The organism is Pseudonocardia sp. DSM 110487 (genome assembly GCF_019468565.1).
In the GTDB taxonomy this organism is placed as follows: Bacteria; Actinomycetota; Actinomycetes; order Mycobacteriales; family Pseudonocardiaceae; genus Pseudonocardia.
This window is the reverse complement of sequence record NZ_CP080521.1, coordinates 6410688-6435436: the sequence shown is the minus strand read 5'-3', so window position 1 is coordinate 6435436 and position 24749 is coordinate 6410688. Positions and strand designations below refer to the sequence as shown.

Below are 24749 nucleotides of genomic sequence, written 5' to 3'. Positions count from 1 at the left end.
AGGGGGTTGTCGTGGGAGTGGTCCAGAAGGTGCAGGCGCGACGTCGTTACCGCCGGATGGCGAGGGCGCTGACCGAGCTCGACCGCGTGGACCGGTTGCACGGCCTCGGGGTGCCGGCGCCGCCGCGGCCGCGCAGGCGGATCGACCCCAGCGCGGCTGTGGCGATCGTCATGGTCGTGGTGTTCCTCGTGCTGGCCGCGGCGGCCCAGCTGCGCCCGGTGGCCGGCACCGCTGCGCCCGCGCATGACGTGCCGACCGCGGCACAGCTCGCCGAGGCGGGGTATCCGCCGCTGCCGGCCGACGCCTCGTTCCGGCGGCTCCTCCCGGAGGTCGACGCCGCGGGCTCCGGCGAGCACGCGTTCGTCGCGACGGAGCCGGACGGCACCCCGATCGCCTTCGACCCGTGCCGCCCCGTGCACTACGTCATCAACCCGGACGGCATGCCAGAAGGGGGACTCCCGCTCCTGCACGAGGCGATCGCCGAGATCAGCGCGGCCACCGGTCTCGCTTTCGTCGACGACGGCTTCACGATGGAACGGATCTCGGAGGACCGGGAGCTGGTGCAGCCGCAGCGGTACGGCACGCGCTGGGTACCGGTGCTCATCGTCTGGGCGGACGACCGGGAGCTCGCGTTCGTCGGCGAGGAGGTCGCAGGCGTGGCCGCCCCGTACGACGTGGCCCCGAGCGGGCCGGGGTCCGAGCGTTACGTGACCGGTGTCGTGGCACTCAACAGCACCTGGTTCGCCGCGGCGCTCGGCGACGCGGAGTGGGCGGGAATCGCGCGCGGTGTGGCATTGCACGAGCTCGGCCACCTCGTCGGCCTCGACCACGTCGAGGACAAGGCGCAGGTCATGCACGCGACGTCCGACACGACGGGATTGGGCCCTGGCGACCGTGCTGGCCTGGCGGCGGTAGGGGCGGGCGAGTGCCACTCGGACACCTGACGGGGACCCCTCCCCGGCACGTGCCCCATGATCGGGTCCGTGCGGAAACCGGAAGTGTTTCGTCGTGACCAGCGGCAGGGTCCGGCGGCGCGGGGGGTCGCCGGGCCGCGGCGCCAGGGCGTCTACATCGCAGCAGGGGTGGCGGTCGCGGTCGTGCTGGTCCTCGTGGCGCCGGTCGCCCGGTTGGTCACACCGGGGGTCGTCGTGGTGCCAGGGTCGGCCGCGCCCGCCGCAGACAGCCCGGACCCGCCGCCCGTCGTCCGCTCGGAGTACCCGCCGTTGCCGGCCGACTCGCGCTACCCCGATCGGGTCCTGCCGCCGGTCAACACGACGGCCACCGGTGAGCGCGCGTTCAACTCGTCGCGTCCGGACGGATCGCCGATGCGCTTCGACCCGTGCCGGCCGATTCACTGGGTGCTGAACCCGGACGAGATGCCCGCGGGGGGCGAGCAGGTGCTGCGTGAGGCCGTTGCCGAGATCAGCGCGGCCACCGGCCTCGCCTTCGTCGACGACGGGCTCACCACGGAACGCGTGGACGACGACCGCGAATCGGTCCAGCCGCAGCGGTACGGCGACCGGTGGGCGCCGGTGCTCGTCGACTGGGTGGACAACTCGGAGGTGACCTACCCCGACGAGGAGGTCGCCGGTGTCGCGTCCCGGACCGTGGTCACCCCGTCGGGGACCCCCGAGTCGGCGCGCTACGTCACGGGGTGGGTCGGGCTCAACCGCGCATGGTTCACCGAGGCTCTCGCCGATCCCGCGAGGGCCCCCGTGGCGCGCGGTCTCATGCTCCACGAGCTGGCCCACCTGGTCGGACTGGACCACGTGAAGGACCCGACCCAGGTCATGCACGCCACGTCGGACACGACCGGTCTCGGCGACGGTGACCGCGAAGGATTGGCGATCGCCGGAGCAGGGGAGTGCTACGCGGACACGTGATGCTCCCCACCGAGGGCCATGAACAGCAGTACGGCTCCCATGTGCGGGATTCGGGGCGGATTACGCTGGGCCACATGCTTCGGCGACTCGACCTGCGTGGTGCACCCCTGCCCCGTACCGCTCGCCTGCGCTCGCTGCTGCCACGGGCCGAGCAGGACGTGGACGCGGCCCTGCACCAGGTGCGGCCGATCGTCGACGCGGTGCGCGAGCGTGGCGTCGAGGCGGCGCTGGAGTTCGCGGAGCGGTTCGAGCGCGTGCGCCCGAGCGCCGTGCGGGTGCCGGCGCAGACGTGCCACGGTGCGCTGGCCGCGCTCGACCCGGCCGTGCGCGCTGCGCTGGAGACCTCGATCGAGCGCGCCCGTCGCGTGCACGCCGACCAGCGGCGCACCGACATCGTCACCCACGTCGCGCCCGGCGGCACCGTCACCGAGCGGTTCCTGCCGGTGCAGCGGGTGGGCCTCTACGCCCCGGGTGGGCTCGCCGTCTACCCGTCGAGCGTGGTCATGAACGTGGTGCCTGCCCAGGCCGCGGGCGTCGGGTCGATCGTGCTGGCCTCGCCGCCGCAGGCCGAGCACGGCGGCCTGCCCCACCCCACGGTGCTGGCCGCGGCCGCGCTGCTCGGCGTCGAGGAGGTGTGGGCCGTCGGCGGCGCGCAGGCCGTGGCGCTGCTGGCCTACGGCGGCGCCGACACCGACGGCGCCGAGCTCGAGCCGGTCGACATGGTCACCGGGCCGGGCAACATCTACGTCACCGCAGCCAAGCGCCTGCTGCGCGGCCTGATCGGGATCGACGCCGAGGCCGGCACCACCGAGATCGCGGTGCTCGCCGACGACACCGCCGACCCGGTGCACGTCGCGGTCGACCTGATCAGCCAGGCCGAGCACGACCCGGCGGCGGCATCGGTCCTGGTCACAACGTCGGAGACGCTCGTGGAGGCGGTCGATCGCGAGCTGGAGCTGCGGGTGGCGGCCACCAAGCACGGCGAGCGCATCCGCACGGCGATCACCGGGCGGCAGTCGGGCGTCGTGCTCATCGACGACCTCGACGCGGGCCTCACGGTCGTCGACGCCTATGCCGCCGAGCACCTGGAGATCCAGACCCGCGACGCCCGTGACGTCGCACTGCGCGTGCGCAACGCGGGCGCGATCTTCGTGGGCCCGTACGCGCCGGTGTCGCTCGGTGACTACTGCGCCGGCTCCAACCACGTGCTGCCCACCGGCGGCTGCGCCCGGCACTCCGCCGGTCTGTCCGTGCAGACGTTCCTGAAGGGCGTGCACGTGGTCGAGTACTCCGAGGACGCCCTGCGGGCCGTGGCCGACGACGTGGTCACGCTCGCGGGTGCGGAGGACCTGCCGGCGCACGGGGAAGCGGTCACGGCGAGGTTCGCTCGATGACGGCCGTTCACGACACGGTCGGAGGCGACGTCACCCTCGACGATCTGCCGCTGCGCGAGGACCTGCGCGGCCGCAGCCCGTACGGCGCTCCGCAGCTGGAGGTGGCGGTGCGGCTCAACACCAACGAGAACCCGTACCCGCCGCCGCCGGAGCTGGTGTCCGACGTCACGAAGGCAGTGCACGTGGCGGCGGAGGAGCTGCACCGCTACCCGGACCGGAACGCGGTGGGTCTGCGCACCGACCTCGCCGACTACCTCACCGCGTCCACCGGCGTCCCGCTGACGTGCGCGAACGTCTGGGCCGCCAACGGCTCCAACGAGGTGCTCCAGCAAATCATGCAGGCGTTCGGCGGCCCGGGGCGCGTCGCGGTGGGGTTCGAGCCGTCCTACTCGATGCACCCGATCATCGCATCGGGCACGCGCACCGAGTGGCTGGCCGCGCCGCGCCGCTCGGACTTCTCCCTGGACGTGCGGGAGGCCGCATCGGTGCTGCGCGAGCGCGCCCCCGACCTCACGTTCCTGACCAGCCCGAACAACCCCACCGGGCAGAGCATCGACCCGCACGACGTGGCCGCGCTCGTCGACGCCGCCCCCGGGATGGTGGTGGTCGACGAGGCGTACGCCGAGTTCTCCGACCGGCCCAGCGCGATCGGACTGCTGGAGACCCACGGCCACAAGCTCGTGGTATGCCGCACGATGAGCAAGGCGTTCGCGTTCGCGGGGGGCCGCCTCGGCTACCTCGCGGCGGCGCCCGCCGTGGTCGACGCGCTGCAGCTTGTGCGACTGCCCTACCACCTGTCCGCGCTCACCCAGGCCGCCGCGCGTGCGTCGCTGCGCCACGCAGGCGCCACCCTCGGCTCGGTGGCGCTGCTGCGCGCCGAACGCGAACGCGTCGTGCCCGCGCTCGCCGCCGCCGGCTACGACGTGGTGCCCAGCGACGCCAACTTCGTGCTGTTCGGGCGGTTCGCCGACGCGCCCCGCGCATGGCGGGCGTTCCTCGACCGCGGAGTGCTGATCCGAGACGTGGGGATCCCGGAGCACCTGCGGGTCTCGATCGGCACCCCGGAGGAGAACGATGCGTTCCTGCAGGTCGCTGGGGACGTCGTGAACCAGGAGATCAAGCGATGACCCGGATCGGCCGCGTGGAGCGGACCACAAAGGAGTCGAAGGTGCTCGTCGAGATCGATCTCGACGGCACCGGCACCACCGAGATCGCCACGGGCGTGCCGTTCTACGACCACATGCTCGACTCGTTCGGCAAGCACGGCGCCTTCGACCTCACGGTCCGCGCATCCGGGGACGTCCACATCGACGTCCACCACACCGTCGAGGACGTCGCGATCGTGCTCGGGCAGGCGATCCGGCAGGCGCTGGGCGACAAGCAGGGCATCCGCCGCTTCGGCGACGCCTGGATCCCGATGGACGAGGCGCTCGCCCAGGCCGTCGTCGACGTCTCGGGCCGCCCGTACACGGTGCACACCGGCGAGCCGGACGTGATGCAGGGCTTCGTCGTCGGTGGCCACTACCCGACCGTGCTCAACCGGCACGTGTTCGAGTCGCTCGCCTTCCACGGCCACCTCGCCCTGCACGTCCGCGTGCTGGACGGGCGTGACCCGCACCACGTCACCGAGGCCGAGTACAAGGCGGTCGCCCGCGCTCTGCGCGCCGCGGTGGAGCCGGACGCGCGGATCACCGGGATCGCGTCGACCAAGGGCACGCTCTGAGGTTCCGCCGCGCAGCGATGCCGGCCGACAACCACGTCCACACGGAGTGGTCATGGGACGCCGTCGAGGGCGCGATGGACGCCACCTGCGCGCGTGCGGCGCAGCTGCGGTTGCCGTCGGTGGCGTTCACCGAGCACGCGGACCTCACGCCCTGGGTCGTGCGAGCGCAGGACCCGATGTCCGACGTGCTGCGCCGCTGGCTGCGCCCCGACGGCCGGATCGCCCCGCGCGACCTGGACGTGGAGGGCTACCTCGACTGCGTGCGGCGCTGCCGGGAGCGGTACCCGGGGCTGCGCGTGCTGACCGGCGTCGAGCTGTCCGAGCCGCACTGGCACCCGGAGCAGACGGCCGCGCTGCTCGACGGCGGACGGTTCCAGCGCGTGCTCGGGTCGGTGCACTCGGTGGGTGGGCGCGACGAGCCGCGGCTGGTCGACCATGCCATGATCTCCCGGCCGGCCGCCGACGTCGTGCGCGACTACCTGGCGGAGGCCCGCCGGATGGTCGCATCGGAGGCGCCGTTCGAGGTGCTCGCGCACATCGACTACCCGGTGCGGCACTGGCCCGCCTCCGCCGGGCCGTTCCGGCCTGCCGACTTCGAGGACGAGTTCCGCGATGTGCTTGCGGTGCTGGCGGCGAGCGGACGCGCCCTCGAGATCAACACCCGGGTTCCGCTCGCCCCCGACGTGGTGCGGTGGTGGGGGGACGCAGGCGGCGAAACTGTCTCGTTCGGTAGTGACGCGCACCGGCCGCGGGACCTCGCGAACGGGTTCGTGGCTGCGGCGGAGATGGCATTGAGCTGCGGATTCCGGCCCGGAGCCGACCCTGCCGAGCTCTGGCTGCGGGGCCGCTGAGCCCGACCAGTTGGAGCGTAGAAAGCCGACGAACTGTAGCGTAGGTATCCGACCAGTTGTAGCGTTGGCGCGTGGACCAGTACTTTCGGCGTACGATCGACGATGAGCTGGATGCCCTGCTGCCCGAGCTCCCGGCGATTGCGCTCGAAGGTCCGAAAGGCGTCGGCAAGACGGCGACGGCATCTCGTCGGGCTGCCACTGTGCACCGCTTGGACGACCCTGCCGTTCGGGCGGTGATCGCTGCCGACCCGGCGCGGCTGGTTGCGGGGCCCGGCCCTGTCCTGGTGGACGAGTGGCAGCGGTTCCCGTCGAGTTGGGACGTGGTCCGGCGGGCGGTCGACGACCGTCCCGGGGGCGGCCCATTCCTCCTCACCGGCTCGGCCGCTCCGATCGAGCAGCCGACTCATTCAGGTGCGGGCCGAATCGTCACCATGCGGATGCGGCCGCTCAGCCTCACTGAGCGCCGGCTCGTCCCACCAACGGTGAGTCTCGCCGAGCTTCTGACAGGTACCCGCCCTGCTGTGGAGGGTGCGTCCCCGCTACGGCTCGCCGACTATGCGGAGGAGATCGTGGCGTCCGGGCTGCCCGGGCTGCGTGGCGTCTCGGGACGAGCGCGGAGAGCCCAGCTCGACGGATACCTGGATCGGATCGTCGAGCGTGACTTCGCTGAGCAGGACCGGCCATTGCGGGACCTTGCGGGGCTTCGACGGTGGCTCGCGGCGTACGCAGCCGCCACCGCTACTACGGCGAGCTTCGAGTCCATCCGGGATGCGGCGGTTGGCGGGAACAGTCAGTCGCCTGCCCGCTCCACCACGGCGGCCTATCGCCACGTGCTCGAACAGCTGTGGATCCTCGATCCGGTCGAGGCGTGGTTGCCTACCCGCAACCATCTCACGCGCCTGGCAGCGCCGGGCAAGCATTACCTCGCGGATCCGGCCCTTGCCGCGCGGCTGCTGGGCGCTGACGTCGGGGCATTGCTCGACGCTGCCCCGGTCGGTCCACCCGTACCCAGGAACGGGCCCCTGTTGGGGCACTTGTTCGAGGCATTGGTGGTGCTCGGCGTGCGCGTCCAGGCGCAGGCCGCCGAGGCTTCGGTCCGGCATCTGCGGACGAAGGGAGGCGAGCGGGAGATCGACCTCATCGTCGAGCGCGCCGACCACCGAGTAGTTGCGATCGAGGTCAAGCTGAGCGCACTGGTCGGCGACAGCGATGTTCGTCATCTTCGCTGGCTGCAGGGCGCGCTCGGACCCGACCTGCTCGACGCCGTGGTCGTGACCACGGGCGTAGAGGCCTATCGGAGGCCGGACGGCATCGCCGTCGTGCCGGCAGCGTTGCTCGGCCCGTGACCTAGTGTCCCGAACCGGAAGTCCACCACATAACTCGACGGCCCAGCTTCCCGCTGGGCGCACCGGCGATCCGGCCGAGTACGCCCGGTACGAGGCCGGCTCGCCGGCACACCCAGCGGAAACCTGGTTCCGCCGATTTATGCACCGGACTTCCGGTTCGGGACACTAGAGCGCGGCCATCCCGCGCCAGTGGTTCCGCTCAGGCCGTACGGCGCCCGCTGAACCGGGTGCGGTCCGCACGGAACAGGTCGACCGAGTACTCGACGGGCCGCTCGTGCTGGTCGTAGCCGACGCGTTCGAGCCGCAGGACCGGCGTACCCGCCGCCTGTCCGAGCATGGCGCCGACCGATTCGCCGATGGTGGCCAGCTCGATCGACTCGTCCGTGACGGACACGGTGACCCCGAGGTTCGAACTCAGGAGCTCGTAGACCGAGTCGAGCGCCGTTCCCAGGATGCCCGTGCACCGCTCGCCTGCGAGGTACATCCGTTCCAGCGAGAGGGTGTCGCCGTCGGCGAACCGCAGCCGCAGCAGCGAGACCACCTCCGTGTCGGGCGAGAGACCCAGGTGCTGGGCCGCGCGGAGGCTCGGGCGGCCGATTCCCGCCGAGATCACCTGGGTGCCGTCGCGGAAGCCCTGCTCGTGCAACAGCTGCGGGATTCCCTTGACGGTGCCCAGGCTGCGCTGCAGCGGACGGCCACTGCAGAACGGCGCTGCCTCCTCCGGTGACAGCGGTGCCGGCGCGACGCGGCTGAGGTAGGCGCCTCCCGCGCGGCCCCTGACCCGCCGGATCACGCCGTCTCGTTCCAGCATGTCGAGGGCCTTGCGCACGGTCGTCCGCGACGTGCCGAGGCGAGCGGCGAGGTCGCGCTCGGGTGGCAGCCGGGCCACGGCACGCTGCTGCAGCTCGTCACAGAGGCGCAGGAGCGCGGCGTGGGTGTGTTCCACCTGCGACATCGGCACCTCACGGAGGCACGGCCTGTACCGGAGACCAGTTCTAGCCGCTGCCAGGTGCCCGAACAATATGGGTGCCCCGATCGTAACGAGCGGTTCACAAGGTGTGCCCCGGAACGCCATGGCGTTACCTGCGTTTCACACGGGGCGAGTGGGACCAGAAATGGTCTACCCGGAACCTGAGGACGTGCAACTCTCGCTCTCGCGCACAGCCGATGCGGCGGTCGACATCATATCCGAGGCCGGGGAAATCGCGAAGTACTGGTACGAGAAGGCGAGCTACCGGGTGGACACAAAGGACGACGGGTCGCCGGTGACGCAAGCCGATCGAGAGGTGGAGCTGTTCCTGCGCAAGGCGCTCGCCCGCCGCTTTCCGGACGACGGCGTGCTGGGCGAGGAGTTCGGTGAGCACGTCGGTTCGAGCGGGCGTCGCTGGATCGTCGATCCCATCGACGGCACGAAGTCGTTCATCCGCTCGGTGCCGCTCTATGCCAATCTGCTCGCCCTCGAGGAGGACGGCGAGATCACGTTCGGCGCGATCAACCTCCCGAGCGCGGGTGTTCTGATCCATGCGGAGAAGGGCGCAGGGTGTTGGCGCAATGGTGCCCCGGCGCGAGTCTCCGGCCGGGACCGCCTGGACGGCTCGTACGTGATGGCGACGTGGCTCGAGGACTGGGCGCCGGACACGATCAGGCAGCTCAATTCGCGCGGGGTCATCCTGCGCACCTGGGGCGACGCCTACGGCTACGCGATGGTGGCGTGCGGCCACGCCGAGGCGATCGTCGACTACACGACCAAGGCCTACGACCTGGCACCCATGCCGGTGATCATCGCTGAGGCCGGCGGCCGGTTCACGAGCCTGGACGGTACCTGCGACTTCGACTGCGGGAACGGGATCGCGTCCAACGGGCTGCTGCACGACTCGGTGCTCGAACTCGTCAACTAAGGAGTCAGTGGATGCGGGAGTTCATTCGCGGCTTGAGCCGGCGGACTGTGGTGACGTTCTTCGGTGTCGGCTACGGGATAGCGTTGTTGCTGGCGCTCTTTCCACCGTTCTACCTCGGCGCGAGCGGCATCGCCACGCCGATTCTCGGCGTCCCGTTCTCGATCGCATACTGGTTGATCGACGGACTGCTGCTCGGGTTCGGGCTCTGGGGGCTCTACATCGTCGAAGACATCCGCGGCGAGCTCGACGAGTCCCTCGTCCCGGCCGCTCCGATCGCAGGAGAATGACATGCTGGTCATGCTCGGAATGCTCGCCGTCTTCTACGGCATCGTGATCTTCATCCTGTACCGCACCCAGCAGCGGACCACGCCATCGTTCAACGAGTACTCGGTGGGTGGACGCAGCTATGGTCCGTGGTACGTGGCCATGTGCTACGTGAACTCCTGGTGGCCGGGCGCCACCTTCATCGCGTTCTTCGGGCTGGCCGCCGGGTCCGGGGTGTTCGGTTTCTACGGTTTGGCGTATTCCATCCTCGGGGTGGCGATGATGTACTTCATGGCCACCCGCGCATGGCGCTGGGGAGCCCGCTACAACCTGCGCTCGCAGCCCGACCTGCTCGGCCTCCGGTTCGACTCGCGCCCGGTGAAGGTCGTCGCCAGCGTGATCGGCATCGTCTCGCTGTTCCCCTGGGTGGTGCTGGGGATGCAGGCGTTCGGTGAGATCTTCCAGTACGCCTCCGGCGGCAGCTGGTCGGTCACCGCATGCCTGGTCATCGGGCTCGCCGTGATCGTCATCCGGCAGTACTGGACGGTCCGCATGGGCATGCGCGGCCTGATCATGACCGACGCCTTCCAGGGCATCGTCGCCTACGTCTTCTCCGCGGTGCTGTGCGTGTTCCTGCTGTCGGGCCTCGGCGGCGGCCCGATCAGCTTCGCCACGCTGGCCGAGCTGCCGCGCGAGATACTGCAGGTGCCGGGCGACGGCGGCCAGTACGGGCCGCTCTACCTGTTCAGCCTCATCTTCACCGGCGTCGTCGGCTCGCTGTGCTGGCCCACCAGCTTCCAGCGGATCTACACGGCGTCCGGGGTGCGCACGGTCAAGGCCGCGACCGTACGGACGGTGCTCATCTCCGGCGTCTTCTACACGCTGTTGATGCTCCTGGGCATCGCCGCAACCTCGATGCCTGAGGTCGCGGCCCAGCCGCAGGCCGGCTGGTTCACGATCATGGAAACGTATGGCGGCACGTGGCTGCTCGGGCTCGGACTGACGATCGTCTTCGCGGCATCGATGGGGCACATCGACGGCAGCGTGCAGGTGTGCGGCCTGCAGATCGCCAACGACCTGGTCGACTCCGAGAAGCGCAAGCTCTCGGACGCCCAGCTGACGAGCATCGCGAAGAGCAGCATGATCGTGTTCATGGCGCTGGCCGGTGTGGTGGCCTACCTGACGTTCAACCTCGACCGGCTGCAGCTGCTCGCCCAGATCTCCTACCAGGGCATCGTGCAGCTGGCCGTGCCGCTGTTCCTCGGCGTGTTCTGGCGGGGCGGCAACCGGCACGGGGCGCTGGCCGGGATGCTCTCCGGTTTCGGGGTCGCGATGGTGTTGACGATCATCTATCCCGACGACATCGCGGTACTGGGCAGCATCACCGGCGGCATCATCGGGCTCGCCGTGAACCTCGTCGTGTTCCTCGTCGTGTCGGCCGCCACCGGCACCTCGGCCGAGGAGAAGGCTCGCGTCGACGCGATGTTCGAGGTCGCGCGCAACCCGGTGCGGGTGAGTGACCCGGCGCCCACGTTCGTGCCGCAACCCGCCGATGGGTGAGCCGTTTCTCGCCGACTTCGCGGCCCTCTCCCGGATCGGGGCGACGCCGGGCGGTGGCGTCGACCGCCAGGCCGGCACCGCCGAGCACGGCAAGGCCCGGCGGTGGCTCGTCGAATGGTTCGGGCGGCACGGGCTGCGCCCGGTCGTCGACCGGGCGGGCAACCTCTTCGGGACCGTGGAGTGGGTACCGGGCCGGCCGTACGTGCTGGCCGGGTCGCACCTGGACAGTCAGCCGACCGCGGGCCGCTTCGACGGGGCGTACGGGGTGCTCGCGGCCGCACACGCGGCGGTGTCGCTGCGCCGTGAAGTCGAGGCAGGCGACCTCGTGCCGGCGCGGAACCTCGCCGTCGTCGACTGGTTCAACGAGGAAGGTGCCCGGTTCTCGCCGAGCCTGATGGGCAGCGGGGTCTACTGCGGCACGCTCGACGCGGACGCCGTGCTCGCGGTGACCGACGCGCGCGGCGTCACCGTCGAAGAGGCCCTGCGGGACAGCGGGTTCGCCGGAACCGGCACCCCGCCCGCCGCGGCCGCGGCCGTCGAGATCCACATCGAGCAGGGACGCACGCTCGAGGACGAGGGCTGCGCGATCGGCGTCGTCACCGGCAACTGGACGGCCCGGAAGTACGCGATCACGGTGCACGGCGACCAGTCGCACACCGGCGCGACGCACATGGCGGACCGGCGCGACGCCCTGGTCGGCGCGAGCCGGCTCGTGCTCGCCGCCCGGCAGCTCACGGGTTCCTTCGAACCAGGTCAGCTGCTGGCGTCGGTGGGCAGGTTCACCGTCGAACCGAACTCGCCGGTGGTCGTGCCGGCGCGGGTCCGGCTCGACGTCGACCTGCGTTCGCAGGAGCCCGACGTGTTGGAGAAGGCGCACCAGCAGCTCATGGCCGAGATCGCGGCCGTCGACGGTGACGGCGAGGTGCGCGTCAGCATCGACTCGGCGTCGGTGCGGCCCTCGACCGCCTACCCGCTGGAGGGGGTCGAGCTCGCCGAGGCGGCGATCGCGGTGACCGGGCTCTCCAGCCGCCGTATGTTGACCATGGCCGGGCACGACTCGGTCAACCTGAAGGACGTCGTGCCGACGGTGATGTTGTTCGTGCCCAGCAGGAACGGGATCTCGCACAACGAGGCGGAGTACACCGCGGACGCCGACCTGCTGAACGGCGTCACGGCGCTCACCTCGGTGACCGAGCGGCTGCTCGCAATAGATCTCGCTGGGGACCTCGGAGGCACATGAACACGATCGACGACCTCGCCGCGCTGTTCACGCGTGGCGAGCTGACCCCGACCGATCTCCTCACGGCGACCCTCGACCGGATCGCCCGCGTGAACCCGGCGATCAACGCGATGGCCCACGTCGACGAGGCCGGGGCGCGCGCCGCGGCGGAGGCCGCCACCCGCCGGTGGGCCGATGGCCGGCCGCTCGGTGCGCTCGACGGCGTGCCGGTGACCGTCAAGGACAGCGTGCACACCGTCGGCATGCCGTGGCGCCACGGTACGGCGGCCAACGCGGCGCTGCCCGCATCCACATGGGACGCGCCGCCTGCGGCGAGGCTGAAGGAGGTCGGCGCCGTCATCGTCGGCAAGACCACCATGCCGGACTTCGGGATGCTGGCCGCCGGGGTCAGCTCGCTCTACGGCATCACGCGCAACCCGTGGGACCTCACGCGCAACCCGGGCGGCTCCAGCGCGGGCGCGGGCGCGTCGCTGGCCGCCGGCGTCGGGTTCGGGGCCGTCGGCAGCGACATCGCCGGCTCGGTGCGGCTGCCCGCGGCGCAGTGCGGCCTCGTCGCGTTGAAGCCCACGCAGGGCCGGGTGCCGCACCTCGCGCCGTCGACCATGCGCTCGGCGGGTCCGATGGCGCGCACGGTCGACGACGTGATCGCCCTCTATCGCGTGCTCACGCGCCCGGACCAGCGCGACATCTGGAGCCTGCCGCCCGAGAACGACGACCGCCTCGACGAACCGCTCGATCCGCGCGGGCTGCGGATCGGGCTGCTGACCGACCTCGGCGCCGGGCCCGAACCCGTCGACGAGGTGCTGGCCGTCGTGCGCGCCGCCGCGTCGGCTCTCGCGTCGGCCGGAGCGGTCGTGAAGGACGTGCCCGCGCCGTTCGAGCACGATCCTCATCCGGCGCTCGACCGGCTGTTCCAGGTGCGGGCGCGCACCGAATGGGAGTCGCTGCCCGAAGAGGCGCGCGACCTCGTCCTCCCGGTGGTCGCGGACTGGGCGGCAGGCGCCGCCCAGATCACAGCCACGCGGTTCGCCCGCGACACCGAGGCTGTCATGGCCGCGCAGGCCCGGCTGGCGGCCGCGATCGACGACCTGGACTTCGTGCTAAGCCCGGTGCTCCCGGTCGTCGGGTTCCCCGCGGACGCTCCCGGGGCCGACCCGGCGCACCCGCTGGGCCACACCGGGTTCACCGCGTGGTTCAACCAGACCGGGCAGCCGGCGACGTCGGTCTGCTTCGGCCTCGCCGACGGCATGCCCGTCGGCGTGCAGATCGCGGGCAGGCGGTTCGCCGACCAGGACGTCCTCAGGTTGACGAAGTGGATCGAGACCCACCGGCCGGTGTCGTTGCACTGGCCGTTCGAGGAGGAGGTGCGGTGATGCAGGTGAGAGACCGCCTCGTACGCGCGGGACTCGCCGTCGGCGGCGAGCTCGAGCCGGCCGTCACGATGGCCAGCCCGAGCTGGTGGGGCGCCGACTCGGAACGCTTCCGCCTCCCGTCCGGCCGGTTCGTGAAGGCGATGGCACCGCACGCGAGCGGTTACATCGACATTCCCGCCGCGTTCGTGGCTGCGCGGCTGGCCGGTGACGCCGGCATCGGCCCTCGCGTGCTCGCCGCGGACCCCGAGCAGGGCGTCCTCGTCCTGGAGGACCTCACGGAACTGGCCGCCACCGCGACGCTGGACCTGTTCGACGACCCCGACCGGGCCGAGCGACTCGTCGCGCTGCGCAAGGCCGTGCACGCGTTGCCCGCGTTCCCACGCCGGGCGACCGTGTTCGACGACGTCCGCGCCGCCCACCGGCTCGCGCTCGACGCCGGAGCCACCCTCCCCGACGACTTCGCCTGGATCGCGCGCCTGCTCGCGTCGGCGGAGCAGCGGATCGAGGCGGCCGACTACGACGTGGTGCCGTGCCACGGCGACGGCAACGTGTCCAACGTGCTCGTGCTGGCCGACGGTGAACTGCGGCTCGTCGACTGGGACTGCGCTGCGGTGATGGACCCGCTGCAGGACCTCGGCGTGCTCCTGCACGAGATCCGTCCCTTCGACGTCGATGCCCGGCCCGTGTTCGAGATGTACTGGGGCAGCTGGGACGCCTCGCTGTTCGACAGGTGCCGCATGTACGGCATCGCCGACTGCGTCCGCTGGGGGTTGATCGGGCTCTACGCCGATGTGTGCTCGCCCGGCACGCACGAGTACGTCAAGTACTCCGACTGGCAGTTCGTGCGCGCCCGCGCCGGCCTGCGGGACCCGCACTTCGACGACCGCGTCCGCAACCTGTGAGGGACGAGATGACCTTCGAACCAGAGCCCACGGACCGGCTCGTCGGCACGGCGCGCACCGAGGGCGAGCGGGCCGTCGAGAAGGTGGTGGCCGAGATCCCCCGGTGGGCGGGCCGGCGCGTCCACTACGCGCCCGTGTCCGGCGGACTGAGCAACAGCAACTGGCGGCTCACCGTGGAGGGCGAGCCGAAGCGGTACTTCGTCAAGATCCCCGGCGCCGGTACCGAGGCGTTCATCGATCGCGACGTCGCCAACCAGGCGGCCCGCCGGGCGGGCGCGCTGGGCATCGGTCCGGAGGTCGTGCTGTTCGACAAGGTCAGCGGGGTCGAGGTGATCGAGTTCCTGGAGGGCTACCGGGCCTGCACCACCGGGGATTTCAAGAGCCCCGAGCTGGCCAGCCACGTGATGGGCCTCTACCGCGTGCTGCACTCGGCCGAACCGCTCGGCCGCACGAAGACCGTCTTCGACATGATCGACGAGCACCTGGAGCAGGCGAGGGACCTGGACGTCCTGCTGCCGCGCGACATCGACGTGCTGCTCGCCGAGTACGGCGCGGCCCGGCAGGCGGTGCTCGCGTCCGGGCTCGATCTCGCCCCGTGCCACAACGACCCGATGCCGGGCAACTTCCTCATCGCCGACGGCGAACCGATGAGGATGGTCGACTTCGAGTTCGCGTCCGACAACGAACGGGCGTACGAGATCGCGGTGCTGCTCACCGAGATGTTCTACGGCGAGCGGGAGACGATGGAACTGATCGAGGCCTACTACGGCAACGCGAGCTGGCCGACAGTCGCACGTGTTCAAGTGTTCGGTGCGCTCGCCGATCTCAAGTGGGGCCTGTGGGGCTGCGTCACCAACAAGCTGAACTCGGCGTGGGACTTCGACTACCACAAGTACGGCGTGTGGAAGCTCATGCGCAGCCGCATCAAGATGGCCGACCCGCGCTGGGCCGCCTGGCTCTCGTCGCTCTAGACGCGGGAGTGCCGACTACCCTGAACCCGTGACACGGATCGTCGTGCTGGACTACGGATCGGGCAACCTGCGTTCCGCGGAACGCGCACTGCAGCGGGTGGGTGCCGACGTCACGGTCACGGCCGATCCGCATGCCGCGCTGGAGGCCGACGGGCTCGTGGTCCCCGGCGTGGGCGCCTTCGCCGCCTGCATGGCGGGGCTGTCCGGCGTCGACGGCCCGCGGATCATCGAGCGGCGGCTCGCGGGCGGCCGTCCGGTGCTGGGCATCTGCGTGGGCATGCAGGTGCTCTTCGACCTCGGTGTGGAATGGGGCGAGCGCACGGTCGGGTGCGGGCAGTGGCCCGGCACCGTCGAGCGGCTCAAGGCCGACGTCCTGCCCCACATGGGCTGGAACACGGTGCGCGCTCCCGCCGGCTCCACGCTCTTCGCCGGCCTCGACGCCGACACGCGCTTCTACTTCGTGCACTCCTTCGGCGTGCGGCGCTGGGAGCTGGAGGCGTCGGACGTGCTCAAGCCGCCGCTGGTCACCTGGTCGCACCACGGCGAGGACTTCGTGGCAGCCGTCGAGAACGGCGCACTCGCGGCCACCCAGTTCCACCCGGAGAAGTCCGGCGACGCCGGCGCCACGTTGCTGCGCAACTGGCTGCGCGACGTGGTCGGCTAGCTACCGGTGCGTCAGCGGCGGTGATCATTCCGAGATGCGCACCGTCGCCTCTGCCGGGGCCCCTGTGCACGTCTCGCGCCGACTCATCGCGGCGGCGGGCTGTACTAGCCGCCCAGCTGCGGCGCGAAGTGCGCCGCCCACTGGCCGAACCGCTCCCGGAAGTAGGGGGATCGCTCGGCGAGCGGCAGGACGTATCGGACGGTCTCGGCGTAGTAGGCCACCCGCTTCGCGGGGCGCGGGTGCGTGTGCAGTCGCTGCACGTTGCTGTACCGGTCGGCGAGCTTGACGGTGAGCACGTCGGCAGGCGCTGAGGCGAACCCGGCGAGGTAGCGCTGCTTCAGCCCGGGCTCGGCGCCCTCGGGCTTGGTCACCCACGCGACGAGTTCGGCGACCCGGTCACCGAACGCCGCACGAACCTCGTCCAGCGTGCACGGGGTGTCCTCCACGACGTCGTGCAGCAGCACGGCCACGAGGACGTCCGGATCGGTCGCGCCGGAGTCCACGGCGATCTCCAGCGCCTCCAGCAGGTGCTGGACGTAGGGCTCGCCGGCGGGCCGGGTCTGGTCACCGTGGCGGTCCTCGGCCAGCGCATACGCCTGTGCCAGAACTGCCACGGTCGGAGCCGGCAGGCGGGCGGCGAGGGCCTGCTCGGCGGAGGCCCAGTCTGTCCAGGACGCGAAGACCTTCACCTGTCGGCTCCCTCCGATCACGGCTCGGCGCGCCCATCCTAGGAGCGCACTTGGCGCCGCCCGGCGCGCGCCGGAAGCCGATCAGCGGGACCGCCCCGGTTCGGAGGCACCCGCGCCGACACCGCGCCGCGGTGGGCTCACCCGCTCCGCCGTTGCGCGCAGCCCTCTGGAGCTGCGCCGGAACCGCCCGTGCACGCTCGGTAGGCTCGTCGTGTGAGTTTCACGCTCCTTCCCGCCGTCGACGTCGCCGACGGCCAGGCCGTCCGGCTGGTCCAGGGCGAGGCCGGCACCGAGACAGGGTACGGCGCTCCCCGCGAGGCCGCGCTGCAGTGGCAGCGCGACGGGGCCGAGTGGATCCATCTCGTCGACCTCGACGCCGCGTTCGGACGCGGCTCCAACGCCGAGCTGCTGGCCGAGGTCGTCGGCGAGCTGGACGTGGCGGTGGAGCTGTCCGGCGGTATCCGCGACGACGCCTCGCTGGAGCGCGCCCTCTCCACCGGCTGCGCCCGCGTGAACCTGGGCACCGCAGCACTGGAGGACCCGGAGTGGTGCGCGCAGGCCATCGCGAAGCACGGCGAGCGGGTGGCCGTCGGGCTGGACGTGCGGATCGTGGATGGGCAGCACCGGCTCGCGGCCCGCGGCTGGACCCGCGACGGCGGTGACCTCTGGGAGGTCCTCGAACGGCTCGACCGCGACGGATGCCCCCGCTACGTGGTCACCGATGTCAGCAAGGACGGCATGCTGCGCGGCCCCAACCTGGACCTGATGCGTGACGTCGCCGCCGCCACGCCGGCGCCGGTGATCGCGTCCGGCGGGATCTCGGAGGTGGCCGACCTGGTGGCGCTCGCGGAGCTGGCCGCCACAGGCGTGAACGTCGAGGGCTCCATCGTCGGCAAGGCGCTCTACGCCGGCCGGTTCACCCTCCCCGAGGCACTCGAGGCGGTGCGGGCCGTGGCGCCGGCGGGACGGGCGGCCGGCTGATGGGGGTTGCCGTACGCGTGATCCCGTGTCTCGACGTCGACGCGGGGCGGGTGGTGAAGGGCGTCAACTTCACCGACCTGCGCGACGCGGGCGACCCGGTGGAGATGGCCCGCGTCTACGACGCCGAGGGTGCTGACGAGCTGACGTTCCTCGACGTCACCGCGTCGTCGGGGGAGCGCGCCACGATGCTGGACGTCGTCCGGCGCACCGCGGAGCAGGTGTTCATCCCGCTCACGGTTGGCGGCGGGATCCGCACCACCGATGACGTCGACACGCTGTTGCGGGCGGGGGCCGACAAGGTCGGCATCAACACCGCGGCCATCCTGCGTCCCGAGCTGCTGCACGAGGCGAGCCGCCGGTTCGGCGCGCAGTGCATCGTGCTGTCGGTCGACGCGCGGAAGGTTCCGGAGGGCGGGCAGCCCACCCCGTCCGGCTGGGAGGTCACCACGCACGGCGGGCGCCGCGGCACGGCGATCGACGCCGTGGAGTGGGCCGCGCGTGGCCAGGAGCTGGGCGTGGGGGAGATCCTGCTCAACTCGATGGACGCCGACGGCACGCAGGCCGGCTTCGATCTGAAGATGATCAGCGCGGTGCGTGCCGTCGTGGACGTCCCGGTGATCGCGAGCGGGGGAGCGGGCGCTGTGGAGCACTTCCCGCCCGCGATCAGCGCCGGCGCCGACGCGGTGCTCGCCGCCAGCGTCTTCCACTTCGGGCAGCTGCGGATCAAGGACGTCAAGGGCGGCCTGCGGGCCGCGGGTGTGGAGGTCCGATGAGTCGGGTGGCCGAGTCCGCCCTCGACCAGGGGATCGCCGCCCGGCTCAAGCGCACGCCGGACGGGCTGGTCTGCGCGGTGGTGCAGGAGCGCGGCACCGGGGACGTGCTGATGGTGGCGTGGATGGACGACGAGGCGCTGCACCGCACGCTCACCACCGGCCGCGCGACGTACTGGTCGCGGTCCCGGGAGGCGTACTGGGTGAAGGGCGAGACCTCGGGGCACGTCCAGCACGTGCACGAGGTGCGTCTCGACTGCGACGGCGACGCCCTCCTCGTGGTGGTCGACCAGACCGGCCCGGCGTGCCACACCGGCACTCACACCTGCTTCGACGCCGACGTCCTGCTCGCCGCCGACCGCTGAGCGGCTCGGCGGTCGCCGAGAGGGCGGTCGCACAGCAACTGTGGGGGTCGCACAGCAACTGCAGTTGGTGTGCCGCCACCGATGTTGGTGTGCGAGCCGCCCGCGGCGGGCCGGTGCCGACGTCCTACTGTCGGCCTTGTGACCGAGGAGCTCTTCGCGACCGACGCCTATCTCCGCTCCTTCGAGGCCGCGATCACGGAGGTCGACCGGGAGGCCGGCCGCGTGGCGCTCGCGCGTACCGCGTTCTACCCGGGCGGGGGCGGCCAACCGCACGATCTCGGGACGCTCGACTGGGGCAGTGGCCCCGTCGCCGTCACGAAGGTGAAGCGGGAAGCGGGCCGCATCTGGCACTGGCTGGATTCCGCCTACCTGCCGGCCGCAGGCACCGGGCTCGCCGGCGAGATCGACTGGTCGCGCCGGCACCTGCTGATGCGCACCCACACCGCGCTGCACGTGCTGTGCGGGGTGGTGTGGTCCGAGTTCGCGATCCCGGTCACCGGCGGCAACATGGAGCCCGGGTCGGGGAGGCTGGACTTCCCGCTCGAGTCGATCTCCGCGGAGCTCGGCAAGCGCCTGGAAACCCGGATCAACGACGAGCTGGCGGCGGCCAGGGCCGTGGTCGTCGAGTTCCTCGGACGCGACGCCGCCGACGCCGACCCGGCGCTGATCCGCACCGCGGCCAACCTCATCCCGCGGGAGATCGACCCGCTGCGCGTGATCGACATCGTCGGGCTGGACAAGCAGGCCGACGGCGGCACGCACGTCGCGAGCACCGCCGAGGTCGGGGCGGTGCGGGTGACGGGCACCGAGTCGAAGGGCAAGGGCAACAAGCGGGTGCGCATCCAAGTGGTCGACGCGCACTCCTGAGCGCGACTCGGCCGCATCGAGATCGCGACTCGCGGGGGTCGGGCTCTGCTGGCGCGTCGCCGCCCGTCTGCCGTTCGGACCCGCGAGGATGCGGGCGTGAACGGTCGGGCGATCCGCGTGCTGCTGGTGGACGACGAGGAGCTGGTACGGGCGGGGCTCAGGAGGATCCTCGACGCCGAACGGGACATCGAGGTGCTCGGCGAGGCCGCCGACGGTGCGGAGGTCCCCGGGCTCGTGCGCAGGCTCGAGCCGGACGTCGTCCTGATGGACGTGCGGATGCCGAAGGTCGACGGGATCACGGCCACCCGGCACCTCGTGGAGTCGAGGGGGGCCGATCGGCCGCGGGTGCTGATGCTCACGACGTTCGGCAACGACGGCTACGTCTACGACGCCCTCCAGGCCGGTGCCACCGGGTTCCTGCTCAAACGCGCCCGGCCTGCCGAGATCGTGCAGGCGGTGCGCACTGTCGCCGAGGGTGAGTCGCTGCTGTTCCCGGCCGCGGTGCGCGAGCTCGTCGCCACGATCGGCCGGTGCGGCGGCGACGCGTTGCGCGGCGCGGGGCTCACCGAGCGGGAGGGCGAGGTGCTGCGCCTGATGGCGCGGGGTCTGTCCAACGCCGAGATCGCCCGCGAGCTGGTGGTCGGCGTCGGGACCGTGAAGACGCACGTGGGCAACGTCCTCACCAAGGTCGGTGCCCGCGACCGGACCCAGGCCGTGGTGGCCGCCTACGAGTCGGGCTTCATCGACCCCCGACGCCCGGCCTGAGACCGCACTTCCACCGCCCGCGATGATCAGGTTAGCCTCACCTCATGGGAGCGTTGGCGGCCACCGTCGATCGGTTGCGCGGGCTGCGGCCGGAGTACCCGGACGTCTACGCGCCGCGCGTCGGCGTGCCCGCCGAGCCGGGCTGGACGCCCATGGCCGAGCTCCTGCCGCACGTCGCCGAGTGGTGTGAGCGGGCGCGGGAGCGGGACAACCCGGCGCGGCTGGCCTCGGTGGCGGCCACGACGGTGGGCGGCACCCTCGTGCACGCCGTGCTGGGCCGGGTGACGGCCGCGCTGGTGCTCGAACGCAGGGCATGGGACGTGGGGGCCGGGAACCTGGCCGTCCACGGCGAGACCGAGCTGCTCGCTGTGCGCGACGCAACGCTCCTCGTGCTGCCCGACGACCCGGCAGCAGACCTGCCGGACGCCGAGGTGCTGCCCGACCTGCCCGCCCTGCTCCACCGGGTGGCCGCCGACGCCGTGGCGACGCTGCGCCCGCTGCTGGAGGGCGTGCGCGCCGCCACCCGATACGGGCTCGTGCCGCTGTGGAACAGCGCAGCCGACGCCGTACGGAGCGCCGCCCACTACGCGCCGCTCTACGCGGGTGTGGACCGCGACGGGGCGCGGGCCATCGGCGCCGCGCTGGTGGACGCGCTCGCCGCGCAGGGGGCGCGCGTGCGCGACCGCGGCGGGCACGAACGCCTGCAGTGGGGCACCGAGACCTACACGGTGCCGGTGCGGGCCGCGTGCTGCCTGTACTACAAGACCGAGCCGGAGGTGGAACGGCCCTCCGACGCGTACTGCATGACGTGCCCGTTCCTGTGCTCGCCCGACCGCAGGGAGCGCTTCGGGGCCTTCGTGGACGGGCTCACGGCAGGGGCCCGGTGAGGTAGCGCTGCAGGTTCGGCGCCACCGCGGCGATGATCGTGGCGTGGTCGGCGGAGGCGAGCGGCTCCACCTTCAGCACGTAGCGGACGAACGCGAGCCCGAACATCTGCGAGCCGGCGAGGCTCGCGCGCAGTTCCGGCCGGTCCGGCGCGACCTTGGAGAGGACCTTCCCCACCAGCACGCGCCCGATGAACTCGCGCAGCAGGCTTGCCGCGACCTCGTGGCTGGCGATGCTCTGCAGCAGCGTGGCGAGCTGGGCGCCCCCGGTCTCGTCCCAGACCCGCAGGATCCGGGCGATGATCCGCTCCGCGAGCTGTTCGGGATCGCCCGGCAGCGCCTCGCCGAGGATCATGCCGGGGTCGGCCGGCAGGTCGAGGGCCGCGACGAACAGCGGCTCCTTGCCGCCGAACCAGTGGTTGACCATCGCCGGGTCCACGCCGGCACGGTCGGCGATCACCCGAACCGTGGCGCCGTCGTAGCCGCGCTCGGCGAAGACCGTGCGGGCGGCGTCGAGCAACGCGGCGCGGGTATCGCCGCCGCCGGGACGCCGTCCGCGCCGGCGGGGTGCGCTGCTGTCGTCGGGTAGGGCCCCGGCGTAATTCGACACAGCCCCATTTTCTCGCTCCCGACCTGAGAACTTCCCGCAGGGATGTCGAGAGTGTCGTCACGGCGTCGACGTCCCGGGTGCGAGTTCATCCGATCGAGGAGGACGAAGATGGCAGGCACCCGCATCACCGACGTCACCGCCGTGGGAATCCCGGTGCGCGACCAGGACGAGGCGCTCGCGTTCTACGTCGGCACGCTCGGTTTCGAGAAGCGCCTTGACGGCCCGTTCGGCGGCGGGCGATGGCTGACCGTGGCTCCTGCGGGAGCGAGCACGTCGATCGCGCTCGTGGCGGCCGACCGCACCGGCGTGGACACGGGCATCCGTTTCAGCACCGCCGACGCCGCCGCCGACCACGAGCACCTGCGCGCCGCCGGCGTGGACATCGACCCGGAGGTGCTGCGCTACCCGGGCGTGCCACCGATGTTCACCTTCCGCGACGCCGACGGGAACACGCTGTTCGTGGTCGAGATAATGGAGGCATGACCGTTTCCGCACCGCCCGGTGCCCTCGGAGCGGTCACCCCCAGCCGCGAGGAGTTCCGTGCGCTGGCCGTCGGTCACCGGGTGATCCCGGTGACCCGGCGGCTGCTCGCCGACGACGAGACCCCGCTCGGGGTCTACCGCAAGCTGGCCGGTGACCGGCCCGGCACGTTCCTGTTCGAGTCGGCGGAGAACGGGCGGTCGTGGTCGCGATGGTCGTTCGTGGGCGCCCGCAGCCGGGCCACGCTCACGGCGGTGGACGGCGAGCTGGTGTGGACCGGCGAGGTGCCGGTCGGCCTTCCGACCTCGGGTGACCCCATCGCCGCCCTTCGTACGGTCGTCGAGGAGCTGAGCAGCGAGCGGCTGCCCGGGCTGCCGCCGCTCACCGGCGGGATGGTCGGCTACCTCGGCTACGACGTGGTGCGGCGGCTGGAACGGTTGCCCGAGCTGGCCGTCGACGACCTGCGCATCCCCGAGCTGGTGATGCTGCTGGCCACCGACCTCGCCGCCGTCGACCACCACGAGGGCACGGTCACCCTGATCGCCAACGCGATCAACTGGGACGCCACCGACGAGCGGGTGGACGAGGCCTACGACGACGCCGTCGCCCGCCTGGACCGCATGACGGCCGAGCTGGCCGCGCCCGCGCCGTCCACCGTGGCGGTGTTCCGGCCCGCGGAGCCGCGATTCACCCGCCGCCGCTCGGCGCCAGAGCACCATGCCGCGGTGGAGGAGGCCAAGGAGCAGATCCGCGCGGGCGAGGCGTTCCAGGTGGTGGTGTCGCAGCGGTTCGAGGCCGACTGCCGGGCCGACCCGCTCGACGTCTACCGCGTGCTGCGGGCCACCAACCCCAGCCCGTACATGTACCTGTTGCGGCTGGAGTCCGCGGCCGGAGAGCGGTTCGACATCGTGGGCTCCAGCCCGGAGGCCTTGGTCACCGTGCGGGACGGCACGGCGACGACGCACCCGATCGCCGGCACCCGCTGGCGCGGCGCCGACGAGGAGGAGGACCTCCTCCTGGAGAAGGAGCTGCGCAGCGACGAGAAGGAGCGCGCCGAGCACGTGATGCTCGTCGACCTCGGGCGCAACGACCTCGGCCGGGTCTGCGAGCCCGGCACGGTCAAGGTGCGCAGCTTCTTCGCCGTGGAGCGCTACAGCCACGTCATGCACTTGGTGTCGACGGTCACCGGCAGGCTCCGCGACGACTGCATCGCGTTCGACGCGGTCACGGCCTGCTTCCCGGCCGGCACGCTCTCCGGCGCGCCGAAGCCGCGGGCCATGGAGATCATCGAGGAACTGGAACCCACGCGGCGCGGGCTCTACGGCGGGATCGTGGGCTACCTCGACTTCGCGGGCGACGCCGACACCGCGATCGCGATCCGCACGGCGCTGGTCCGCGACGGCGTGGCGTACGTGCAGGCGGGCGGGGGGATCGTGGCCGACTCCGACCCGGCGGCCGAGGACGCGGAGTGCCTGAACAAGGCGCGGGCCGTGCTGTCGGCCGTGGCCACCGCGGCGACATTGACGGAGCCGGGGAGCGAGATGCCCGTAGATGCAGGCCCGACGCCGGAACCGGTTGCCGCGCCCGGGTCGGGGTCGGCGTCCACCACTCCGCGGTGACCCATCGCCCGGATCCTCGCGCGCTCGGCACAGCGTGTGCCGGTCTCGCGCTGGCGGCTGCGCTGCTCTGGGCGGGGTCGGCCACCGTCTGGTATCGGGTGATGCCGCCTGGAGCGGCACCGGTGGAGCTCACGGGTGCGCAGGTGGCGCCGTGGCTGGGCGGCACCGCGTTGCTGGCGCTGGCCGGGGTGGCGGGCGTGGTGGCCACCGGCGGTCTGCTGCGCAGGCTGGTGGGCGTGCTGCTCGGGCTGGCCGGCGTCGGCGTGCTGCTGTTCGGTGTGCGGGCGCTGCTCATGGACCCGTACGCCACTGACGCATCCGCGGCGTCGCTGCCCCAGCCGTCGGCCGGCGTGACCGTGGACGAGCTGCGCTACCAGCCCACCGACACCACGGGCGCGCCGATGCTGGCGATCGCCGGGGCGGTCCTGCTGCTCGCCGTGGGGATCGTCGTGCTCGTGCGGGAGCGGCGGCTGCCGCGGCTCGGCGCACGGTATGCGGCGCCGGGGGAGCGGCGGGTGGAACGCGACCCGGATCGGGCCGCGTGGCAGGAGCTCGACGAGGGCCGTGACCCGTCGGTCGACCCCGCTGAGGCACCGCCCGGCGACGCGGGGGACGATCCTGGCGACGGGCCGCGAAGTGAGCCTGTCTAG

At 72.0% G+C, this 24749-nt stretch carries 27 protein-coding genes; 24 read left to right on the top strand and 3 right to left on the bottom strand.

The genetic code is table 11. The features are described 5' to 3' along the window. The first annotated feature begins 11 nt into the window (after positions 1-11). From K1T35_RS30015 to K1T35_RS29985, 7 genes are all read left to right on the top strand, one after another. On the top strand, positions 12-944 hold the full coding sequence (locus K1T35_RS30015; protein ID WP_220255159.1) for a matrixin family metalloprotease: 933 nt from the start codon (positions 12-14) through the stop codon (positions 942-944). A gap of 39 nt (positions 945-983) precedes the next feature. Further along, positions 984-1883 (top strand): hypothetical protein, encoded by a 900-nt coding sequence (locus tag K1T35_RS30010; RefSeq protein ID WP_220255158.1) that lies wholly within the window; start codon positions 984-986, stop codon positions 1881-1883. A 74-nt stretch (positions 1884-1957) separates the two neighbouring features. Next, entirely contained in the window at positions 1958-3277 is a 1320-nt protein-coding gene (gene hisD / locus K1T35_RS30005) for a histidinol dehydrogenase (RefSeq protein WP_220255157.1), read from the top strand. Continuing rightward, positions 3274-4404: a histidinol-phosphate transaminase gene (locus K1T35_RS30000; protein WP_220255156.1), complete on the top strand. Its 1131-nt coding sequence runs from the start codon at positions 3274-3276 to the stop codon at positions 4402-4404. The genes hisD and K1T35_RS30000 overlap by 4 nt, the downstream gene beginning before the upstream one ends. After that, positions 4401-5000 (top strand): imidazoleglycerol-phosphate dehydratase HisB, encoded by a 600-nt coding sequence (gene hisB, locus K1T35_RS29995; protein ID WP_220255155.1) that lies wholly within the window; start codon positions 4401-4403, stop codon positions 4998-5000. The genes K1T35_RS30000 and hisB overlap by 4 nt, the downstream gene beginning before the upstream one ends. A 17-nt stretch (positions 5001-5017) precedes the next feature. Further along, the gene (locus K1T35_RS29990) at positions 5018-5851 is read left to right on the top strand and encodes a PHP domain-containing protein (RefSeq protein ID WP_220255154.1); all 834 of its coding nucleotides are present in this window, start codon (positions 5018-5020) and stop codon (positions 5849-5851) included. A 71-nt stretch (positions 5852-5922) separates the two neighbouring features. Beyond that, positions 5923-7197: an ATP-binding protein gene (locus K1T35_RS29985; RefSeq protein ID WP_220255153.1), complete on the top strand. Its 1275-nt coding sequence runs from the start codon at positions 5923-5925 to the stop codon at positions 7195-7197. A gap of 199 nt (positions 7198-7396) precedes the next feature. Here the strand turns inward: K1T35_RS29985 and K1T35_RS29980 are convergent, their stop codons facing one another. Continuing rightward, on the bottom strand, positions 7397-8152 hold the full coding sequence (locus K1T35_RS29980; RefSeq protein WP_220255152.1) for a GntR family transcriptional regulator: 756 nt from the start codon (positions 8150-8152) through the stop codon (positions 7397-7399). A gap of 67 nt (positions 8153-8219) precedes the next feature. Between K1T35_RS29980 and K1T35_RS29975 the strand changes: the two genes are divergently transcribed. From K1T35_RS29975 to hisH, 8 genes are read left to right on the top strand one after another with little or no spacing between them, the layout of a single operon-like run. Further along, on the top strand, positions 8220-9095 hold the full coding sequence (locus K1T35_RS29975) for an inositol monophosphatase family protein (protein ID WP_220255151.1): 876 nt from the start codon (positions 8220-8222) through the stop codon (positions 9093-9095). Positions 9096-9106: 11 nt separating this feature from the next. After that, complete coding sequence (locus K1T35_RS29970; protein WP_220255150.1) at positions 9107-9382, top strand: hypothetical protein; 276 nt, start codon at positions 9107-9109, stop codon at positions 9380-9382. Between the two features lies 1 nt (position 9383). Then, positions 9384-10919: a sodium:solute symporter gene (locus K1T35_RS29965; RefSeq protein WP_220255149.1), complete on the top strand. Its 1536-nt coding sequence runs from the start codon at positions 9384-9386 to the stop codon at positions 10917-10919. Next, a complete protein-coding gene (locus tag K1T35_RS29960; RefSeq protein ID WP_220255148.1) occupies positions 10912-12159 on the top strand; it encodes a M20 family metallo-hydrolase in 1248 nt (415 codons plus the stop codon). The genes K1T35_RS29965 and K1T35_RS29960 overlap by 8 nt, the downstream gene beginning before the upstream one ends. After that, positions 12156-13532 carry an amidase gene (locus K1T35_RS29955; RefSeq protein WP_220255147.1) on the top strand — a complete coding sequence of 459 codons (1377 nt, stop codon included), beginning with the start codon at positions 12156-12158 and terminating at the stop codon, positions 13530-13532. The genes K1T35_RS29960 and K1T35_RS29955 overlap by 4 nt, the downstream gene beginning before the upstream one ends. Continuing rightward, positions 13532-14434: a phosphotransferase gene (locus K1T35_RS29950; RefSeq protein WP_255622688.1), complete on the top strand. Its 903-nt coding sequence runs from the start codon at positions 13532-13534 to the stop codon at positions 14432-14434. Before K1T35_RS29955 ends, K1T35_RS29950 begins: the two co-directional genes overlap by 1 nt. An 8-nt stretch (positions 14435-14442) precedes the next feature. Continuing rightward, positions 14443-15405, top strand: a complete 963-nt coding sequence (locus tag K1T35_RS29945) for a phosphotransferase (protein ID WP_220255145.1) — start codon at positions 14443-14445, stop codon at positions 15403-15405. Positions 15406-15433: 28 nt separating this feature from the next. Continuing rightward, positions 15434-16069, top strand: coding sequence for an imidazole glycerol phosphate synthase subunit HisH (gene hisH / locus K1T35_RS29940; RefSeq protein WP_220255144.1), 636 nt, complete (start codon positions 15434-15436; stop codon positions 16067-16069). A gap of 104 nt (positions 16070-16173) precedes the next feature. Here hisH and K1T35_RS29935 read toward each other — a convergent pair whose 3' ends face one another. Further along, a complete protein-coding gene (locus tag K1T35_RS29935) occupies positions 16174-16758 on the bottom strand; it encodes an HD domain-containing protein (RefSeq protein WP_220255143.1) in 585 nt (194 codons plus the stop codon). 213 nt (positions 16759-16971) lie between these two features. On the opposite strand from K1T35_RS29935, the gene priA reads away from it, so the two are divergent. The 6 genes from priA to K1T35_RS29905 all read left to right on the top strand — a co-directional run bounded on the left by priA (position 16972) and on the right by K1T35_RS29905 (position 21393). Then, a complete protein-coding gene (priA, locus tag K1T35_RS29930; RefSeq protein WP_220255142.1) occupies positions 16972-17739 on the top strand; it encodes a bifunctional 1-(5-phosphoribosyl)-5-((5-phosphoribosylamino)methylideneamino)imidazole-4-carboxamide isomerase/phosphoribosylanthranilate isomerase PriA in 768 nt (255 codons plus the stop codon). Then, positions 17739-18512 carry an imidazole glycerol phosphate synthase subunit HisF gene (hisF, locus tag K1T35_RS29925; RefSeq protein WP_220255141.1) on the top strand — a complete coding sequence of 258 codons (774 nt, stop codon included), beginning with the start codon at positions 17739-17741 and terminating at the stop codon, positions 18510-18512. The genes priA and hisF overlap by 1 nt, the downstream gene beginning before the upstream one ends. Further along, entirely contained in the window at positions 18509-18874 is a 366-nt protein-coding gene (hisI, locus tag K1T35_RS29920) for a phosphoribosyl-AMP cyclohydrolase (RefSeq protein ID WP_220255140.1), read from the top strand. Before hisF ends, hisI begins: the two co-directional genes overlap by 4 nt. A gap of 138 nt (positions 18875-19012) precedes the next feature. Beyond that, positions 19013-19741: an alanyl-tRNA editing protein gene (locus K1T35_RS29915; protein WP_220255139.1), complete on the top strand. Its 729-nt coding sequence runs from the start codon at positions 19013-19015 to the stop codon at positions 19739-19741. Between the two features lie 96 nt (positions 19742-19837). After that, complete coding sequence (locus tag K1T35_RS29910) at positions 19838-20506, top strand: response regulator transcription factor (protein ID WP_220255138.1); 669 nt, start codon at positions 19838-19840, stop codon at positions 20504-20506. 44 nt (positions 20507-20550) lie between these two features. Further along, positions 20551-21393: a hypothetical protein gene (locus K1T35_RS29905; RefSeq protein ID WP_220255137.1), complete on the top strand. Its 843-nt coding sequence runs from the start codon at positions 20551-20553 to the stop codon at positions 21391-21393. Here the strand turns inward: K1T35_RS29905 and K1T35_RS29900 are convergent. Beyond that, positions 21374-22000, bottom strand: coding sequence for a TetR family transcriptional regulator (locus tag K1T35_RS29900; RefSeq protein WP_220255136.1), 627 nt, complete (start codon positions 21998-22000; stop codon positions 21374-21376). The two genes, K1T35_RS29905 and K1T35_RS29900, sit on opposite strands and share 20 nt — an antisense overlap. 108 nt (positions 22001-22108) lie before the next feature. On the opposite strand from K1T35_RS29900, the gene K1T35_RS29895 reads away from it, so the two are divergent. From K1T35_RS29895 to K1T35_RS29885, 3 genes are read left to right on the top strand one after another with little or no spacing between them, the layout of a single operon-like run. Further along, the gene (locus K1T35_RS29895) at positions 22109-22483 is read left to right on the top strand and encodes a VOC family protein (RefSeq protein ID WP_220255135.1); all 375 of its coding nucleotides are present in this window, start codon (positions 22109-22111) and stop codon (positions 22481-22483) included. Further along, positions 22480-24099 carry an anthranilate synthase component I gene (locus K1T35_RS29890; protein ID WP_220255134.1) on the top strand — a complete coding sequence of 540 codons (1620 nt, stop codon included), beginning with the start codon at positions 22480-22482 and terminating at the stop codon, positions 24097-24099. Before K1T35_RS29895 ends, K1T35_RS29890 begins: the two co-directional genes overlap by 4 nt. Next, the gene (locus tag K1T35_RS29885; RefSeq protein ID WP_220255133.1) at positions 24096-24749 is read left to right on the top strand and encodes a Trp biosynthesis-associated membrane protein; all 654 of its coding nucleotides are present in this window, start codon (positions 24096-24098) and stop codon (positions 24747-24749) included. Before K1T35_RS29890 ends, K1T35_RS29885 begins: the two co-directional genes overlap by 4 nt.